At 68.4% G+C, this 19853-nt stretch carries 11 protein-coding genes and 2 pseudogenes; all 13 read left to right on the plus strand.

Translation table 11 applies throughout. From position 1 onward, the window contains the following. Nucleotides 1-323 precede the first annotated feature (323 nt). Complete coding sequence (locus tag ABB34_RS04210; protein ID WP_057640004.1) at nucleotides 324-1484, plus strand: OprO/OprP family phosphate-selective porin; 1161 nt, start codon at nucleotides 324-326, stop codon at nucleotides 1482-1484. A gap of 173 nt (nucleotides 1485-1657) precedes the next feature. Beyond that, a pseudogene (locus ABB34_RS15860) lies at nucleotides 1658-2182 on the plus strand (MCP four helix bundle domain-containing protein); the annotation flags it as partial. A gap of 48 nt (nucleotides 2183-2230) precedes the next feature. After that, nucleotides 2231-3853: pseudogene (locus ABB34_RS04215) on the plus strand (methyl-accepting chemotaxis protein); the annotation flags it as partial. A 180-nt stretch (nucleotides 3854-4033) separates the two neighbouring features. Then, a complete protein-coding gene (locus ABB34_RS04220; protein ID WP_057640006.1) occupies nucleotides 4034-6664 on the plus strand; it encodes a methyl-accepting chemotaxis protein in 2631 nt (876 codons plus the stop codon). 249 nt (nucleotides 6665-6913) lie between these two features. After that, entirely contained in the window at nucleotides 6914-8098 is a 1185-nt protein-coding gene (locus ABB34_RS04225; RefSeq protein ID WP_057640007.1) for a porin, read from the plus strand. A gap of 14 nt (nucleotides 8099-8112) precedes the next feature. Further along, nucleotides 8113-8541 carry a type 2 periplasmic-binding domain-containing protein gene (locus tag ABB34_RS04230; protein WP_057640008.1) on the plus strand — a complete coding sequence of 143 codons (429 nt, stop codon included), beginning with the start codon at nucleotides 8113-8115 and terminating at the stop codon, nucleotides 8539-8541. A 64-nt stretch (nucleotides 8542-8605) separates the two neighbouring features. Then, the gene (locus ABB34_RS04235) at nucleotides 8606-10810 is read left to right on the plus strand and encodes a methyl-accepting chemotaxis protein (RefSeq protein WP_083490054.1); all 2205 of its coding nucleotides are present in this window, start codon (nucleotides 8606-8608) and stop codon (nucleotides 10808-10810) included. Between the two features lie 199 nt (nucleotides 10811-11009). Further along, nucleotides 11010-13376: a methyl-accepting chemotaxis protein gene (locus ABB34_RS04240; protein WP_057640009.1), complete on the plus strand. Its 2367-nt coding sequence runs from the start codon at nucleotides 11010-11012 to the stop codon at nucleotides 13374-13376. 122 nt (nucleotides 13377-13498) lie between these two features. Next, nucleotides 13499-14272, plus strand: a complete 774-nt coding sequence (locus ABB34_RS04245; protein ID WP_057640010.1) for a flagellar brake protein — start codon at nucleotides 13499-13501, stop codon at nucleotides 14270-14272. Between the two features lie 228 nt (nucleotides 14273-14500). Continuing rightward, on the plus strand, nucleotides 14501-14992 hold the full coding sequence (locus ABB34_RS04250; protein ID WP_057640011.1) for a chemotaxis protein CheW: 492 nt from the start codon (nucleotides 14501-14503) through the stop codon (nucleotides 14990-14992). A gap of 127 nt (nucleotides 14993-15119) precedes the next feature. Beyond that, nucleotides 15120-15500, plus strand: coding sequence for a hypothetical protein (locus tag ABB34_RS04255; protein ID WP_057640012.1), 381 nt, complete (start codon nucleotides 15120-15122; stop codon nucleotides 15498-15500). Between the two features lie 87 nt (nucleotides 15501-15587). After that, complete coding sequence (locus tag ABB34_RS15770; protein ID WP_057640013.1) at nucleotides 15588-17840, plus strand: methyl-accepting chemotaxis protein; 2253 nt, start codon at nucleotides 15588-15590, stop codon at nucleotides 17838-17840. A gap of 151 nt (nucleotides 17841-17991) precedes the next feature. Beyond that, a partial coding sequence (locus tag ABB34_RS04265; RefSeq protein ID WP_057640014.1) for a cache domain-containing protein occupies nucleotides 17992-19853 on the plus strand: 1862 nt, incomplete at its 3' end.

The following is a 19853-nucleotide window of genomic DNA, read 5'->3' on the forward strand; positions in this document are numbered from 1 at the left end:
CCCTCCGGGAGAAGGTGCCCCGTAGGGGCGGATGAGGGTTCGGGCGAAGCCGCGCCGCAAAGAATCACCGGCGATCGTGATGACGAACGCGTCGCCACGCGCCCGGGGGGAAGACAACCGGGATACCGCTGTTTGAATCAAGCCGCACGAGGGCTTCGCCCGAACCCTCTCCCCAACCCGCGCCCCGGCCCCCGCCAGCGGCGGGGGCGCTCCAAGGCACGCACGCCAGTGGCGCGCAAGCCGTGCCTTCTCGCCCCAAGGGGAGAGGGGCATTCACCTCGCGCCCTGTTGGGTAATGAGTCTTTGAATCCAAGGACACTCGCATGAAACGCATCGCCCCGCTCGCCCTGCTCGCCCTCGCCGCCCCGGTGTTCGCCGAGACGCAGGCCAGCGCATGGCCACCGAAGCTGACCTTCGCCAACGGCACCGAGGTCGCGCTCGCCGGCAACTTCGCCTGGGACGTCAACCACTTCGACGCCGACGGCAGCGCGCTGGAAAACGACCACGACTGGCGCCGCAAGGAATTCGGCGTCGCGCTCAAGCGCAAGGGCCTGTACGACTTCACCGCCGCCTACGATTTCCAGTCCGACACCTGGATGGACGTGGCGCTGCGGCTGGACGGCAAGGGCCTGACCGGCCGCGACATCGGCAAGTGGCGCATCGGCCAGATGAAACTGCCGCTGGGTTTCGAGGGCAACACCGCCACCCGCAACGGCGCCTTCATGGAAAACAGCCTGCCCACGCAGGCATTCTACGAAGGCCGCCGCATCGGCATCGACTGGGCGCTGGAGCGGCCGCGCTGGCTGCTCAACGCCGGTGCCTACGGCCACGACCTGCAAGGCAACAACCGCGGCGACAGCCAGGCCGTACGGCTGGCATGGACCCCGTGGAAGGAAAGCACCCACGTGCTGCACCTGGGCGCCTCCGCCACCCGCGAGCACCCCCATGCCGAAACCAATGGCCTGGGCGTGGAAATCGCCCCCAACGTGCGCTGGCGGGCCAAGCCCGAGGCCTCGCTGACCGGCACCCGGCTGGTCGATTCGGGCACCCTGCGCGACGTCGGCCGCATCGACCGCCGCGGCCTGGAAGCGCTGTGGATCGAAGGCCCGTGGTCGCTGCAGGGCGAATACCTGCGCCAGACCACCCACCGCCACGCCCTGCCCGACTACCGCGGCGACGGCTGGTACCTGCTCGGCAGCTGGCTGCTCACCGGCCAGTCGCGCAGCTACGGCGGCGGCAACGTCGCCAATCCCAAGGCCACCGGCAAATACGGCGCGGTGGAACTGCTGGCCCGCTACAGCCACATCGACCTGGACGACGCCGGCATCGACGGCGGCCGCGAGTCGAACTGGACGCTGGGCGCCAACTGGTACCTCGGCAGCCACCTGAAGTTCCAGGCCAACTACATCCGCGCCGACGCCCGCCGCGGCGGCAACCACGTGCAGCCGGAAATCCTGCAGTTGCGGGCGCAGCTGTACTTCTGAGGCATTGGCGGCCGCCGGCGCTTCCCGGCTCAAGGTTTCCCCGGCATCGCCGCTAATTGTCAAAAGCCCGGCGCCGGGCTCGCACCGTCCGCGCCGGGCAACCGTCACCGCTGCGTCTTCCCGTCCGCGCAGCGGCCGTCCCAGCCGCGATCCCATCGTTGCCCGGAGTTCCCATGTTCCAGAATCTTTCCATCGGCAAGCGCCTTGCCATCGGCTTCTCCGCGCTGGCCCTGCTGATCCTGATCACCGGCGGGTTCGCCGCCCAGCGCATGGGCAACACCCAGAAGATGGTGCGCAAGGTCACCACCGACTCGGTGCCGGCGATCCGCGACCTGGGCCGGCTGTCCACCATGCTGGCCGAATACCGGGTCAGCGAGCGCGGCCTGGTGGCCAGCGTCGACGACGAGGCCAAGCGCGCCGAATACGCCGCCGAGCTGGAACAGGGCAGCCAGGAATTCTTCACCCTGGCCAAGGTCTACGAACGCAAGATCAGCGATCCCCGCGACCGCGCCCTGTACGGCGAGGTCATGGCGCGCGCCGACCGCTACTTCGACAACAGCAAGGCCCTGGTCGCCGCCCTCGAAGTCGGCGACATGGAACCGGCCAAGGCCGCCGCCGACCTGCGCCAGGCCACCGCCGACAAGCTGACCGAACTGGTGGAGCACAACATCCGGCTGCTCGACCAGTCGGTGGACGCGCAGGAGCAGAGCTACCGCTTCAGCCTGCTGGCGATCTCCGTGCTGGCCATCGTCGCCCTGCTGCTGGCGGCGACGGCGGCCGTCGGCACCAGCCGCTCGATCGTGCGCCCGCTGCATGACGTGGTGGACCTGGCCAACGCGGTCGCGCGCGGCGACCTCGAACGCAAAATCAGCCACGACGACGCCAGCGAGATCGGCACCCTGGCCCGCGCCATGCGCGGCATGGTCGCCACCCTCGGCGAATTCGCCGCCGCGCAGACGCGCATGGCCAGCGAACACGCCGCCGGCAACATCGACCATCGCATCGACGCCGAGCGCTTCCCCGGCGCCTACGGCAACATGGCCGAGGGCATCAACACGCTGGTCGGTGCCCACCTGAAGGACATCTTCCACATCCTGGACATCGTGGCCGCCTATGGCCGCGGCGACCTGTCGCGCGACGTGGACCGCCTGCCCGGGCAAAAGGCGCAGGCCACCGCCGCGGTGGACGCGGTCAAGGCCAGCCTGCTCAGCGTCAACCACGAGCTCAAGAAGCTGGTGGACGCCGCCGTGGCCGGCGACTTCGGCCAGCGTGGCGACGCCGGCCGCTTCCAGTTCGTCTATGCCGAACTGATCGATGCCCTCAACAACCTGATGGTCACCGCCGACCACGGCATCTCCGAGATCGGCCGGACCATGTCCGCCGTGGCCGAGGGCGACCTGTCGCGCCGCAGCGACGACAACCTGCCGGGCCGTTTCGGCGAACTCGCCGCCGACACCAATGCCACCATCGAACACCTCACCGGCATCGTCGGCCGCATCCAGAGCGCCGCATCCAGCATCAACCTGGCCGCCTCCGAAATCGCGCAGGGCAACAACGACCTGTCGCGCCGTACCGAGCAGCAGGCGGCCAATCTGGAGGAAACCGCCGCATCGATGGAGGAACTGACCTCCACCGTGCGCCAGAATGCCGAACACGCACGCCAGGCCAACCAGCTGGCGCAGGGCGCGCACGGCGTGGCCTCGCAGGGCGGCGAGATCGTCGGCCAGGTGGTCACCACCATGTCGGCCATCGAAGCCTCGTCGAAGAAGATCGCCGACATCATCAGCGTCATCGACGGCATCGCCTTCCAGACCAACATCCTCGCGCTCAATGCCGCGGTGGAAGCCGCGCGTGCCGGCGAACAGGGTCGTGGTTTCGCCGTGGTCGCCTCCGAAGTGCGCACGCTGGCGCAGCGTTCGGCTGGCGCGGCCAAGGAGATCAAGGGCCTGATCGAGGATTCGGTCGGCAAGGTCGCCGACGGCTCGCAGTTGGTGCACCAGGCCGGCAGCACGATGGGCGAAATCGTCACCTCGGTGCAGCGGGTGACCGACATCATGGCCGAGATTTCCGCCGCCTCGCAGGAGCAGAGCGCCGGCATCGAGCAGGTCAACCAGACCGTCACCCAGATGGACGAGACCACCCAGCAGAACGCCGCGCTGGTCGAGGAAGCCACCGCCGCCGCGCGTTCGATGGAGGAACAGGCCAACCAGCTGACCGAAGCGGTGGCCGTGTTCCGCATCGGCAACGCGCCGCCACCGGCCAGCCCGAAACCCGTGCCGAAGCCGGTAGCCGCCACTCCATCCAAACCCAAGCCCGCGGCAGCCATAGAACCGGCCGCGCGCGACGAAGGCGACTGGCAGGAATTCTGATCCCCCGGGAAGTTTTCATGCAGGAGCGACGCCAGTCGCGACCGGGGTATTGCCGGTAAAGCCCGGTCGCGACTGACGTCGCTCCTGCCATTTCCGTCATCGGGCGACAGCTGAAACCATCCTCAAGAATCGCCAACCCGGTCCGATACCGCTGGAGATACCACCGCCATCGGCCCTGCCATGTCCACACCGCCCCGCCGCCCCGCCTCCAGCGAGCAGAAGAGCAGCGTCGCCTCCCGCCTGATGCTGGGCATCGCCCTGATCGCCCTGGCCGCCTTCGGCCTCACCGCCGCCATCAGTTACTGGAAGAGCAGCCGCGCGCTGCTGGCCTCCTCGCAGGCCACGCTGGAGAACCTGGCCCAGTTCGAGGCGCAGCGCATGGCCATCGAGATGAGCCAGACCTACGACGCGACGCAGACGCTGGCCGAGAGCCTGCTGGTCCAGCGCGGCCAGATCAGCCGCGCCACCGTGGACCAGACCCTCAAGCAGCAACTGGTGGCGCACCCCGAACGCGCAGGCACCTGCGTGCTGTTCGAACCCGAGGCGTTCGACGGCAAGGACGCCGAGTTCGTCAACGCCCCGTCGCACGACGATACCGGGCGCTTCATGAGCTACTGGGCGCGGGTCGGCGACGAACTGGTCAGCGAGCCGCTGCGCGACTACGACGACCCCGAGCTGGGCGCGTGGTACGTCACCCCCAAGACCCTGAAGAAGCCGGTCATCATCGAGCCCTACCCGTACGAGGTCGGCGGCAGGACCCTGCTGCTGACCACCATCGCCATCCCGATCATGGAAGGCGACGAGGTGCTGGGCGTGGTCACCTCCGACTTCGAGCTTTCCCGGTTGCAGCAGCGCGTGTCGCAGCTCAAGCCGATGGGCGCGGGCCACGCCGAACTGCTGTCGCCGATGGGCACGGTGGTGGGCTCGCCGGATGCCGGCGAGATCGGCAAGAAGCGCGAGGACGCCACCACCAAGGCGATCCTGGCCGCCACCGCCGAAGACAAGCTCTACACCGACTTCAGTGCCGACGCCAACGGCATGGTGAAGGTCTACGCACCACTGCGCGTGGGCGAGAACAACCGGCGCTTCGCGCTGGGCATCCACGTGCCGCGCGACCTGCTGACCGCGCAGGCGCGTTCGCTTCTCGGGCTGGTGGCGCTGGTCGGGCTGCTCGCCGCCGCCTCGCTCTGCGCCGGCCTGTGGCTGCTGCTGCGTGCGATGGTGCTGCGCCCGTTGGCCGACGCCGTGCGCGTCTCCGGCGACGTCGCCCAGGGCCGGCTGGACACCGTCATCCCCCAGCGCCGCAACGACGAACTGGGCCAGCTGCTGCGGGCGCAGTCGAACATGCGCGCCCAGATCCGCGCGGTCATCCAGGCGCAGAACGAAATGGCCACCCGCCATGACGAGGGCAGCATCGGCTACCGCATCGACGCCTCGGGCTTCGCCGGCGACTACGGCCGCATGGTGCAGGAAACCAACGCACTGGTCGGCTCGCACGTGCAGGTGCAGCAGCGCCTGATCGAGGTGATGAAGCACTACGCCGTCGGCGACCTGTCGGTAGACATGGACCGCCTGCCCGGCGAGAAGGCGGCGATCACCCAGGCGATGGACGAAACCAAGGCCAGCCTGTCGGCGATCAACGCCGAGATCAAGCGCCTGGCCAGCGCCGCGGCCGCCGGCGATTTCAGCCTGCGCGGCGATGAGGACCGCTTCCAGCACGACTTCCACGCGATGGTCGCCGGCCTCAACCAGCTGATGGAAACCACCGACGGCAACCTGGCGCAGGTATCCAGCCTGCTGCAGGCCATCGCCCGCGGCGACCTCACCGCGCGCATGCAGGGCGACTTCCACGGCGTGTTCGCGGCGATGCGCGACGACGCCAACAGCACCGTCGCGCAGCTGACCTCGATCATCGGCCGCATCCAGAACGCCGCATCCAGCATCAACACCGCCGCCGGCGAGATCGCCTCGGGCAACAACGACCTGTCGCGCCGTACCGAGCAGCAGGCGGCCAACCTGGAGGAAACCGCCGCATCGATGGAGGAGCTGACCTCCACCGTGCGCCAGAACGCCGAACATGCACGCCAGGCCAACCAGCTGGCACAGGGCGCACACGGCGTGGCCTCGCAGGGCGGCGAGATCGTCGGCAAGGTCGTCACCACCATGTCGGCCATCGAAGCCTCCTCGAAGAAGATCGCCGACATCATCAGCGTCATCGATGGCATCGCCTTCCAGACCAACATCCTCGCGTTGAACGCCGCAGTGGAAGCCGCGCGTGCCGGCGAGCAGGGCCGCGGCTTCGCCGTGGTCGCCAGCGAGGTACGTACGCTGGCGCAGCGCAGTGCCGGTGCGGCCAAGGAGATCAAGGGCCTGATCGAGGACTCGGTCGGCAAGGTCGCCGACGGCTCGCAGCTGGTGCACCAGGCCGGCAGCACGATGGGCGAGATCGTCAGCTCGGTGCAGCGTGTCACCGACATCATGGCCGAGATCTCCGCCGCCTCGCAGGAGCAGAGCGCCGGCATCGAGCAGGTCAACCAGACCGTCGTGCAGATGGACGAGACCACCCAGCAGAACGCCGCGCTGGTCGAGGAAGCCACCGCCGCCGCACGCGCGATGGAGGAACAGGCCAACCAACTGGCCGAGGCCGTGGCCGTGTTCCGCACCACCGCCGCGGCCCCGGCATCCCCGCCTCGGCCCGCGGCCGCGAGCGGCAGGGCGGCCGGCTCAGCGCCACGCCGCGAACCCGCCGCAAAACAGGCCACCACGGCATCCCTCGTCCCTGCCGACGATGACGACTGGCGGGAGTTCTGAGACGGGCGTCACACCGCAGTCATCCCCCTGGCAGGTGATAGCTGCGGCTCCATCCGCTCGCCCCGATGCCCAAGGGCCGATCCGGTCACGGTTCGGTCCCCTTCCCCGGCACGCGCCTAAACCTTTGGCACTTCCCGCCGCTATCCCAGTCACGGGAGCGCCCGAATGCGGCACGCGAACACGCCCTTGGCGCCGCGCGGCACCCCTTGGTGCCGCCAACCCACTCCATCTGCCCTACCGAGAGTTCACATGAATCGCAAGAAATACCTGATCGCAGTGGCGGTCGCGCTGGCCTGTGCGCAAATGGCCCATGCCCAGAATGGCAGCGACCGCTTCACCCTCAGCGGCTTCGGCACGCTGGGCGTGGCGCATTCCACCGAGGACAACGCCGACGTGCACCCGGACTTCCAGACCGGCAAGGGCGTGGGCGCCAGCCACTCCACCTCCGCCAACCTGGATTCGCGCTTCGCGCTGCAGCTCGACGCCAACTTCACCGACGACTTCACCGGCGTGGTGCAGGCGGTCAGCGAATACGCCGTGACCGAGTCCTACAAGCCGGAAATCTCGCTGGCGCACGTGAAGTACCGCTTCTCGCCCAGCTTCAGCGCCCGCTTGGGCCGCATCACCGCGCCGCTGTACATGCTCTCCGAATACCAGCGCGTGGGCTACGCCATGCCGTGGGCGCGGCCGCCGCAGGAGGTCTACAACTACCTGCTGGCGATGGACGGCATCGAGGGCCAGTACACCCTCAATGCCGGCGACACCCTGGTCGGCCTGCAGGCGTTCTACGGCCACATCGACTCCGAACTGGTCGAGGTCGATGGCATGTACGGCCTCGGCGTGCAGGTGGACCACGGCTCCTCCAGCTTCCGCATCAGCCATATCCGCGGCAAGGTCCATTACTCCAGCGACAGCATCGAGCAGCTGTTCGACTTCTACGCCACCCTGCCGATCCCGCCGCTGGTCGAGGCCGCCGGCAAGCTGGACCCGCGCAGCATGGACGGCAAGTTCAGCGGCATCGGCTACAGCTACGACCCCGGCAACTGGTTCCTGCGCACCGAGGCCATCCAGGCCGACTACGCGCCGTCGATTTCCGGCAAGACCACCTCCGGCTACCTGAGCGCCGGCTTCCGCCGCGGCGCGTGGACGCCCGCCTTCACCTATGCCCACGTCGACGTCAGCGGCCTGAAGGCGCCCGGCGCGCTGGACCCGGTCGGGCTGCTCAACCAGGCCGTGGCCGGCAACAACAGCAGCCGCCACAGCTACACCGCCTCGCTGCGCTGGGACGTGCGCGACAGCATCGCCGTCAAGCTGCAGGGCAGCCACGTCAGCAACCACGCCGGCTCCTATGGCTCGCTGGGCAACCAGCAGCCCGGCTTCCAGCCCGGCCGCAGCTACAACCTGATCTCGGCTTCCGTCGATTTCGTCTTCTGACCCGGAGCGCACGCATGAAATTCCCGTTCTTCCCGCGCCTGCTCCTGTTGGCGTCCCTGTCCACCGCCTGCGCGCTGGCGCATGCGGACGTGGTCGTCGTGATGGCGGCCGACAGCAACGTTTCCAGCCTCAGCCAGGCCCAGGTGTCGCAGATCTTCCTGGCCAAGTCGCTGGCCCTGCCCGGTGGCGACAAGGCCACGCCGATCGACCAGGACGAAGGCGCCGCGGCGCGCAACGACTTCTACAGCAAGGTGACCGGCAAGGACGCGGCGCAGATGAAGGCCTACTGGTCGCAGCTGATGTTCACCGGCAAGGCGCAGCGCCCGCGCAAGGTTTCCGGCGACGCCGCGGTCAAGAGCGCCGTGGCCGGCACCCCCGGCGCGATCGGCTACATCAGCGCCGGCGCCGTCGATGGCAGCGTCAAGGTCGTGCTGCGGCCCTGATCCCGATCGTTCCCGCCGCCACCGGCCGGTGGCGGCGTCCTTCGCCATCCATGAGCCGTACCCCATGAAGCGCATCCTCGCACTGCCCCTGTTCTGGAAAATCCTCGCGCCGGCCGGGCTGTCCATCCTGTGCCTGCTGGCCTACCTCGGCTTCAGCACGTTCGTGTTCAACAGCAACAACGACCGCCTGCAGGCCGTGCGCGACGTCCACTTCCCGGTGCTCGACACGATGACCCGCAACGTCGCCGCGCTGGACGACGTCATCAACGGGCTCAACGGCGCGGCCGCGGCCGGCGACCGCGACATGCTGGAGGCCACCCGCGCCACCGCCGCCAAGGTGGCCGAGTCCTACGTGCGCCTGCAGAAGATCGACCACGAGCAGACCGGCACGATGGCCGAGCTCGGCCGCGAGTTCGACGACTACTACACCACCGCCTATTCGGTGGCCGAGGACTTCGTCACCCAGAACCCCGACGCCGACCCGGACAAGGTCGGCGCGATGGCGCAGGCGCTGGACACCTACCGCAACCACCTCACCGCCGCGCAGAAGAAGGCCGACGAGCGCTTCCGCGCCACCGTGCAGGGCGCGGTGGACAGCTCCAACCGCGCCATGCTCGGCGGCCTGCTGCTGGGCCTGCTGGGGCTGGCGGCCTGCATCGGCTTCGGCCTGCTGATCGCCCGCGCCATCAGCAAGCCGCTGCAGCGCGCCATCGGCATCGCCCGCGGCGTGGCCTCCGGGCGGCTGGACGCGGACATCGTGGTCGAGTCGCAGGACGAGGGCGGCCGCCTGCTGGCAGCGATGCGCGACATGCAGACCCAGCTCAAGTCGGTCATCAACGCCCAGAACGAAATGGCCCACCACCACGACCTGGGCAACATCAGCTACCGCATGGACGAGGCCGCCTTCCCCGGCGATTACGGGGTGATGGTCGCCGGCGCCAACCAGCTGGTCGCCAAGCACATCGCCACCAAGATGCAGATCATCGCGCTGGCGCAGCGCTACGCCATCGGCGACTTCAGCCAGGACATGCCGGAACTGCCCGGCGAGAAGGCCGAGATCACCGAGACCATGACCACGATCAAGCGCAACCTGAGCGCGATCAGCCAGGGCATCCGCCAGCTCGGCGATGCCGCCGCCCGCGGCGACTTCAGCCAGCGCGGCGATGCCGACGGCTACCAGTACGACTTCCGCGAGATCATGCTCAGCCTCAACCGGCTGATGCAGACCACCGACGACAACCTCGGCCAGGTTTCCGGCCTGCTGCGGGCCATCGCCAACGGCGACCTGACCTCACGCATGGAGGGCGACTTCGAGGGGGTGTTCGCGACGATGCGCGACGACGCCAACGCCACCGTCGCACAGCTGACCACCATCGTCGGCCGCATCCAGGGCGCGGCGTCCAGCATCAACACCGCCGCCGGCGAGATCGCCTCGGGCAACCACGACCTGTCGCGCCGCACCGAGCAGCAGGCGGCCAACCTCGAAGAAACCGCCGCCTCGATGGAGGAACTGACCTCCACGGTGCGCCAGAACGCCGAGCATGCCCGCCAGGCCAACCAGCTGGCGCAGGGCGCGCACGGCGTGGCTTCCCAAGGTGGCGAGATCGTCGGCAAGGTCGTCACCACCATGTCGGCCATCGAGGCCTCGTCGAAGAAGATCGCCGACATCATCAGCGTCATCGACGGCATCGCCTTCCAGACCAACATCCTCGCGCTCAACGCCGCGGTGGAAGCCGCGCGTGCCGGCGAGCAGGGCCGCGGCTTCGCCGTGGTCGCCAGCGAGGTACGCACGCTGGCGCAGCGTTCGGCCGGCGCCGCCAAGGAGATCAAGGGCCTGATCGAGGATTCGGTCGGCAAGGTCAGCGAGGGCTCGCAACTGGTGCACCAGGCCGGCAGCACGATGGGCGAGATCGTCACCTCGGTGCAGCGCGTCACCGACATCATGGCCGAGATTTCCGCCGCCTCGCAGGAGCAGAGCGTCGGCATCGAGCAGGTCAACCAGACCGTGACGCAGATGGACGAGACCACCCAGCAGAACGCTGCGCTGGTCGAGGAAGCCACCGCCGCCGCCCGTTCGATGGAAGAACAGGCCGCGCAATTGGCCGAGGCCGTCGCCCTGTTCCGCCTCGCCACCGGGCCGGCCGCCGGCAATACCCGCAAGAACACCGGCAAGGCCAAGGCCGCCGCCAGGCCTGCGCCCGCGCGTCCGGCTCCCGTCCGCAGCATCGAGCCGGTCACGGCCGGCGACGAAGGCTGGCAGGAGTTCTGAACTCCCCGAGCCCCGCCCGGCCTTTCGGCCGGGCACCATGCCGGCCCGCAGCCTCGCGGGCCGGCATGCAGTGATCGTTCCCGCTCCCCCTACAGATACCGCTGCCGGCGCCGATAACCCGGCAGAATGCTGGACATCCCGTGACCCGGTGATGACAGGATGGTGCCATCCCGCACGGCAACGAAGAGGGGACAGCCTGATGAACGGTCATGCGCTTTCGCGCGTCTTCAGCGACATGCCGCTGCGGCGGAAATTCCTGCTGATGCTGGGCATCCTCGCCGCCGGGATCGTGGCCCTGTGTGTGGTCACCGCCAAGCGCAACCATGACGAGCTGATCCACAACGAACGCCAGATGCTGCACACACGCGTGGAAGCGGCGCTGGCGCTGGCCAACCGCTACGCCGACCGCGCCGAGGCCGGCGAGCTGAGCGACGAGGACGCCCGGCAACAGGCGCTGGCCGCCATCGAATCGCTGCGCAGCGCCAATGGCAGCGACTACCTGTGGGTGAACGACGAACACCCCACCATGCTGATGCACCCGTACCAGACGGCGCTGAACGGCAAGGACCTGACCGACGCCACCAGCACCGACGGCAAGAAGATCTTCGTCGAGATGGTCAAGATGGGGCGCGAGCACGGCGGCGGCTTCATCGACTACACCTGGCCCAAGCCCGGCGTCGAGGGCTCGGTACAGAAGATTTCCTACGTCGGCCTGCACAAGCGCTGGGGCTGGATCATCGGCAGCGGCGAATACACCGACGACATCGCCGCGCGCGCGTGGAGCTTCAGCAAGGTACTGGTCGTGGCCGGCGTGCTGGTGCTGCTGTCGGCGCTGCTGTCGTGCTGGTTCATCGCCCGCTCCATCCTGCGCCCGCTGTCCGGCGCGCTCGGCGCGATCCAGGCCGTGTCCCGCGGCGAGCTGGATGCGCGCGTGGACCACCATTCGCGTGACGAGATCGGGCAGATGTACGCCGCCATCGGCGAGATGATCGTGCAGCTGAAGGCACGCGCCGACCAGGACCGTGCCCGCGCCGCCGAGGACCTGCGCATCCGCACCGCGCTGGACGACGTCACCACCAGCGTGATGATCGCCGACGCCGACCTCAACATCATCTACGCCAACCGCCCGCTGTTCGGGATGCTGGGCAAGGCCGAGCAGGACATCCGCCGCGACCTGCCGCAGTTCGACATGCACAGCCTGGTCGGCAGCAGCATCGACATGTTCCACAAGCAGCCCGCGCACCAGCGCAAGCTGCTGGGCGAGCTGCGCGGCACCCACAGCGCGCAGATCAACGTGGGCAACCACATCATGCGCCTGATCATCAACCCGGTGACCGACGCCGACGGCAACCGCATCGGCTACGTGGTGGAGTGGGACGACCGCACCGCGGAAGTGGAGATCGAGCAGGAGGTCAGCGACATCATCGCCGCGGCCGCCAGCGGCGACCTGTCCGGGCGCGTCACCCTGGAAGGCAAGAGCGGCTTCCTGCTGCAGATTTCCGAACAGCTGAACGGCCTGCTGGCGGCCATCGGCAGCAGCGTCGAGCAGGTTTCCGGCGTGCTGCGCGCGCTCTCGCACGGCGACCTCACCGTGCAGATGGAAGGCGACTACCGTGGAGTGTTCGCCGGCATGCGCGACGACGCCAACGCCACGGTCATCCAGCTCACCGGCATCATCGACCGCATCCAGACCGCCGCGTCCAGCATCAACACCGCCGCCGGCGAGATCGCCTCGGGCAACAACGACCTGTCGCGCCGTACCGAGCAGCAGGCCGCCAACCTCGAAGAAACCGCCGCGTCGATGGAGGAACTGACTTCCACCGTGCGCCAGAACGCCGAGCATGCCCGGCAGGCCAACCAGCTGGCGCAGGGCGCGCACGGCGTGGCTTCCCAAGGTGGCGAGATCGTCGGCAAGGTCGTCACCACCATGTCGGCCATCGAGGCCTCCTCGAAGAAGATCGCCGACATCATCAGCGTCATCGACGGCATCGCCTTCCAGACCAACATCCTCGCGCTCAATGCCGCGGTGGAAGCCGCGCGCGCCGGCGAACAGGGTCGTGGTTTCGCCGTGGTCGCCAGCGAGGTACGCACGCTGGCGCAGCGCAGTGCCGGCGCGGCCAAGGAGATCAAGGGCCTGATCGAGGATTCGGTCGGCAAGGTCGCCGACGGCTCGCAACTGGTGCACCAGGCCGGCAGCACGATGGGCGAGATCGTCAGCTCGGTGCAGCGGGTGACCGACATCATGGCCGAGATCTCCGCCGCCTCGCAGGAGCAGAGCGCCGGCATCGAGCAGGTCAACCAGACCGTGACCCAGATGGACGAGACCACCCAGCAGAACGCCGCGCTGGTGGAGGAAGCCACTGCCGCCGCGCGTTCGATGGAGGAACAGGCCAACCAGCTGGCCGAGGCCGTGGCCCTGTTCCGCACCCGCAGCGCATCGGCGCCGGCATCGGCAAGCCCGAAGCCGGCGCCACGACCGGCAACCGCCCCCCTTCTTCCACCCGCCGCGGCAGCCACGGTCATCGAGCCGGTGGCCGCCGACAACGACGACTGGCAGGAGTTCTAGACCACGCCGACCGGCAGCCCGCGCGGCCCTCCCCTAAAGAGCCACGCCGAACCGCCGATACCCCTTGATGGCCTGCGCGGTCCGCCGCTGCCCGGTGTCTGTCTTCACCTGTTCCAGAGATCATGTCCGAGCACGAACCCACGGAATCCTCGCAAACCTCGTTCGACGGCAACCTGTATGCCGACGAGAAGTACATGGTCCGCAACCGGCGGCAGATTCGCATGCTGATGCAGGCGCTGATCGACCAGCGCGCCACCCTCAGCGCGCACCCGGACGGGCGCGAGCAGTCCTTCCCCAGCGCGGTGCTGGAAGTGGACGAGGACGGCGTGCTGCTCGACGGCAGCCCGATGCCGGCGGTCAACCGCAGCGCCGCCAACGCCGGTTTCCTGCTCTGCTTCGCGCAGGTGGACAAGGTGATGGTGCGCTTCCGCGTGGAGCAGCCGCAGCAGCAGGAACAAGGCGGGCACGTCGCCTTCCGGGTGGAACTGCCGGAGGAGCTCTACCACCTGCAGCGGCGCGAGCTGTACCGGCTGGAGACGCCGGTCGGCGACTCGCCGTGGTGCAGCGTCCCCGACCCGGCCGGCGGCGAGCCGCTGCGCTGGCGCGCGGTCGACATCAGCGCCGGCGGCATCGCCCTGCTGCTGCCGGCCGAGCAGCAGGTGTTCAAGCTGCAGCAGCGCCATGCCGGCTGCGTGCTGGAACTGCCCGACGGCACCGCGATCACCACCAACCTGGTGGTCTGCAGCCTGGTCACGCGCAAGCAGGCCAACGGCGTCGAGCAGGAGCGCGTGGGGCTGCGCTTCGAGGCGCTGCCGCGCGGCGCCGACGCCGCCATCCAGCGCTACATCTTCCGCATCGACCGCGAGCGCAAGGCACGCCTGAACGGCGATGGCTGAAAATCCCCGCCCTTCGTGCCCGCGGAGCCGAAGGAACGGTACACCCACCGTAGGTGCCGGGCTTGTGCCTGCATCCCTTTTCGGGACAGGCACGGGACTCTGCCGGTAAAGCCTCATGCGGGGCAAGCCCCGCATCTACGGGATTCGCCCCTAAAGTCCCGGCCATCCCGGCCGATATCCGCTGTGTCAGCTCTCCGCACCGGCAGCCCGCCAGGACCAGGAACCACCATGAACGATACTTCCACCACTGCCGCCGGCACGGGCGGCGAATACCTCAGCTTCACCCTCGGCAACGAGCACTACGGCGTGGACATCCTCAAGGTGCAGGAGATCCGCGGCTACGACGCGGTCACCCGCGTGCCCGACGCGCCGGACTACATCAAGGGCGTGATCAACCTGCGCGGCACCATCGTGCCGGTCATCGACCTGCGCCTGAAGCTGCGCCTGGAGCAGGCCCGCTACGACGCCTTCACCGTGATGATCGTGCTCAACATGGAGGACCGGGTGGTCGGCATCGTGGTGGACAGCGTCTCGGACGTGATCCCGCTCAGCGCCGAGCAGATCCGCCCCAAGCCGGAGTTCGGCGCCGCGGTGGACACCCGCTTCATCTCCGGCATCGGCACCCAGGACGAGCGCATGCTGATCCTGCTCGACATCGAGACGCTGCTGGACACCGCCGACCTCGGCCAGATCACGACCGGCGACGAAGTCGCCGCCTGACCGCACTGCGAAACGCATCACACTTCCAAGCATCCCGCTTTCAGCACGGACGGTTGCGGCCGATACGGATCGCGTGCCCGGCGCCTGGCCGGACGAACCAGACCCAAACCCTCCCGGAGTAAAACAGATGTCCAAGTCCCTCATTTCGCTGATGTCCGCGGCCCTGCTGGCAAGCGTTTCGCTGGCCGCCGCCGCCGACGAGATGATCCCGCCGGAAACCGCCACCCGTTTCGTCGGCAAGGACGGCATGGTCTGCGGCAAGGTCGAGAAGGCCCGCTACGCCGAAGGCTCCGAAGGCCAGCCGACCTTCCTGCACATGGGCGGCGCCTTCCCGCGCCACACCTTCTCGGCGCGCATCCCGGGCTCGGCCCGCGGCAACTTCACCTTCGACCTGCTGACGCTGGAAGGCAAGACCGTGTGCGCGATCGGCAAGATCGCCCGCGACGCCTCGCGCGCCGAGATCGAGGTCACCTCGCCGTCCAACCTGAAGCTGGCCAACATCAAGTAACCCGCACCCCGTACCTCGCCACGCCGGCCCGGCCGGCGCTGGCCCCCGCCCAGCTCGCCGGGGAATGCCGCAGGAGACAACGCACCCATGCAGTGGATCAAGAACCTCAAACTGATGCCGAAGCTGATGCTCACCTTCGGCGTCGTCCTGTTGGTGATGCTCATCCAGGGCGTCGTTGCCTACCGCGGGCTGTCGTCCCTGAACAGCGTCACCGAGAACCTCGGGCAGCAGCGGATGGAAAGCATCCGCCTGGCCGGCGAGCTCAACTCGCTGGTCAGCGAATACCGCAACACCTCCTACCAGAGCCTGGTGCGCGCCAGCGACGAAGTGAAGGCCGACGCGCGCAAGCGCACCGTGGAACTGCGCGGGGAGATCGACAAGGCCATCGCCCAGTACTCCAAGCTGATCGACGACGCCCAGCAGCGCAAGCTGTTCGACACCTTCACCGCCGACTGGAAGGCCGCGCTGGCGTCCTACGACAGCGTCAACGAGATGCTGGAGCTGGAGCTGCCGGACGACGCCATCGACACCTTCGTCGGCGAAACACGCAACCTGCACCGCAAGGCCACCGCCTCGATGCAGGAGCTGATCACCGACGAGGACCGCCGCGGCGACAACGCCGTGGTCGATGCCTCCTCCACCTATGCCTCGTCGCTGACCCTGATCGTCATCGGCCTGGTCGTCGGCATCGCCGCCGGCCTGGTGCTGGGCTGGCTGTTCGCCCGCTCGCTGGTGGGCAGCGTACGCGGCGCCGTGGCCGTGGCCAACGACGTGGCCAGCGGCAAGCTGGACAGCAGGATCGACGTCTCGCGCCGCGACGAGGTCGGCCAGCTGCTCACCGCCATGCAGCGCATGCAGGCGCAGGTGCAGGCGGTCATCGCCGCACAGGCGGAGATGGAGCGCCAGCATGCCGCGGGCATCATCAGCTACCGCATGGATGCCGCCCCCTTCCCCGGCGACTACGGGGTGATGGTTGCCGGCACCAACCAGCTGGTGGCCGGCCACATCGACGTGAAGATGGAAATCATCGCGCTGGCCCAGCGCTACGCCGTCGGCGACTTCAGCCGCGACATGCCGCCGCTGCCGGGCGAGAAGGCCGAGATCACCGAGACGATGGCCACCATCAAGCGCAACCTCACCGCCATCAGCCACGAGATCCGCCAGCTGAGCGGCGCGGCGGCCAACGGCGACTTCAGCCTGCGTGGCGACGAGGGCCGCTTCGAGCACGAGTTCCTCGAAATGGTGCACAACATCAACACCATGATGGAGAGCACCGACCGCAGCCTGGGCGAGGTTTCCACCCTGATGCAGGCCATCGCCCAGGGCGACCTGACCGCGCGCATGAACGGCGACTTCCACGGCGTGTTCGCCCGCATGCGCGACGACGCCAACGCCACCGCCGAGCAGCTGACCGACATCGTCGGCCGCATCAAGCAGTCCACCGTGTCGATCAACACCGCCGCCGGCGAGATCGCCTCGGGCAACAACGACCTGTCGCGCCGTACCGAGCAGCAGGCCGCCAACCTCGAAGAAACCGCCGCGTCGATGGAGGAACTGACCTCCACCGTGCGCCAGAACGCCGAGCACGCCCGCCAGGCCAACCAGCTGGCACAGGGCGCGGCCGACGTCGCCTCGCAGGGCGGACAGGTGGTCGGCCAGGTGGTCACCACCATGTCGGCCATCGAAGCCTCCTCGAAGAAGATCGCCGACATCATCAGCGTCATCGACGGCATCGCCTTCCAGACCAACATCCTTGCGCTCAACGCCGCGGTGGAAGCCGCGCGTGCCGGCGAGCAGGGCCGCGGCTTCGCCGTGGTCGCCTCGGAAGTGCGCACGCTGGCGCAGCGTTCGGCCGGTGCCGCCAAGGAGATCAAGGAGCTGATCGAGGACTCGGTCGGCAAGGTCAGCGAAGGCTCGCAGCTGGTGCACCGCGCCGGCAACACGATGGGCGAGATCGTCAGCTCGGTGCAGCGCGTGACCGACATCATGGCCGAGATCTCTGCCGCTTCGCAGGAGCAGAGCGCCGGCATCGAGCAGGTCAACCAGACCGTGACCCAGATGGACGAGACCACCCAGCAGAACGCCGCGCTGGTCGAGGAAGCCACCGCCGCCGCCCGTTCGATGGAAGAGCAGGCCGCGCACCTGGCCGAGGCCGTGGCCCTGTTCCGCCTGGAGGAACAGGAGGACGCACCGGCGCCGGCGCCTGCCGCAAGCGCGGCCAGGCCGGCACTGGCCGTTGCCGAAGCCGCTTCCTTCGACATCCCCGCCAGTACGCGCCCACGCAGCGCAGAAAAGATTCCGGTGCTGGAAGAGGCCGAATCCGACTGGCAGGAATTCTGACCCAACCCACCGAAAACCCCGGCCCCGGCCGGGGTTTTTCTCAACTATCGCCGCCCCCTGCCGATAACGGCTTGGGAAGCTCCCGGTTGCATGCCGTCGGTTGGCCATGCCGCCCTTGCCAACCGCCCCATTGCCCGTCGCCCGTTCCCAAATGAATATCCTCCAATCGCTGTCGCGCGCCCTCGCCAACCTGTCCGTCCAGCGCAAGCTGATCGTGCTGACCCTGCTCAGCGCGATCGGCGTGATCGCCGTCGCCGTCATCGCCGCGCGCTTCCAGTACCTGGACGTCAACAAGACCCGGCAGATCGCGCTGGACATCCGCGTGCAGCTGGCCAACAGCGTGCTCGACAGCTACCGGAAGCAGGCGCAGGACGGCGTGTTGTCGCAGGAGGAGGCGCAACGGCAGGCGCTGGCCACGCTCGGCACCCTGCACACGGACGACAACGACAACTACTTCTACGTCCTGGACACCGACAACAGGATGCTGATGCATCCGTTGCGGAAGGACCTGGTCGGGCAGGATCTGAAGGACTACCGCACCGAGCACGGCGACCGCCTGTTCCATGACCAGCTGGAGTCGGTCAGGCACGGCGACGGCTACACCACCTACCACTGGGCCAAGCCCGGGCACGGCGACAAGCCGGTGCTGAAGATGGCCTATGCCCGCATCTACCAGCCGTGGAACTGGGTGGTCGCCACCGGCGTCTACATGGACGACGTGCAGGCCCAGGCATGGCGGTTCACCGGCATCATGACCCTGGCCGGCGGCGTCCTGGTGGTACTGCTGTTCATCCTCGGCTGGTTGATCGGCCAGCGCATCGTCATCCCGCTGCGCCAGGCGACCGCCACCGCCGACGCCATCGCCCGCGGCCGGCTGGACAACGACATCCGCCAGACCTCGCGCGACGAACCCGGCCAGTTGCTGGGCAGCATGCGCCGCATGCAGGAACAGCTGCAGGCGGTGATCGCCGCGCAGCGCGAAATGGAAAGCCGCCATGAAGCCGGCTTCACCAGCTACCGCATGGACGCGGCCGCCTTTCCCGGCGACTACGGGGTGATGGTCACCGGCACCAACCAATTGGTGGCCGGCCACATCGACATGGAAACGCAGGTCATCGAGCTGGCCCAGCGCTACGCCATCGGCGACCTCAGCCGCGACATGCCGCCGCTGCCGGGCGAGAAGGCCGGGATCACCGAGACGATGGCCACCATCAAGCGCAACCTCGGCGCCATCAGCGAAGAGATCAAGCGCCTGAGCGGCGCCGCGGCCGCCGGCGACTTCAGCCAACGCGGCGACGAAGGCCGCTTCGAGTTCGACTTCCACGACATGGTGCACAACCTCAACACCATGATCGACACCACCGACGGCAACCTGTCGCAGATTTCCACGCTGCTGCAGGCCATCGCCCGCGGCGACCTCACCATACGCATGCAAGGCGATTTCCGTGGCGTGTTCGCGACGATGCGCGACAACGCCAACGCCACCGTCGCGCAGCTGACCTCTATCGTCGGCCGCATCCAGGGCGCCGCATCCAGCATCAACACCGCCGCCGGCGAGATCGCCTCGGGCAACAACGACCTGTCGCGCCGTACCGAGCAGCAGGCGGCCAACCTGGAGGAAACCGCCGCATCGATGGAGGAGCTGACCTCCACCGTGCGCCAGAACGCCGAACATGCACGCCAGGCCAACCAGCTGGCACAGGGCGCACACGGCGTGGCCTCGCAGGGCGGCGAGATCGTCGGCAAGGTCGTCACCACCATGTCGGCCATCGAGGCCTCGTCGAAGAAGATCGCCGACATCATCAGCGTCATCGACGGCATCGCCTTCCAGACCAACATCCTCGCGCTCAACGCCGCGGTGGAAGCCGCGCGCGCCGGCGAGCAGGGCAGACGCTACGCAGTGGCAGCCAGCGCGGTCCGCAGGATGGCGCGACGGTCGGCCGGCGCACACAGGGACATCAGGGGCATGATCGAGGATTCGGCCGGCAAGGTAAGCGACAGCCCGAACCTAGG

Origin of the sequence: Stenotrophomonas daejeonensis (genome assembly GCF_001431505.1) — a bacterium.
Classification (GTDB): Bacteria; Pseudomonadota; Gammaproteobacteria; order Xanthomonadales; family Xanthomonadaceae; genus Stenotrophomonas; species Stenotrophomonas daejeonensis.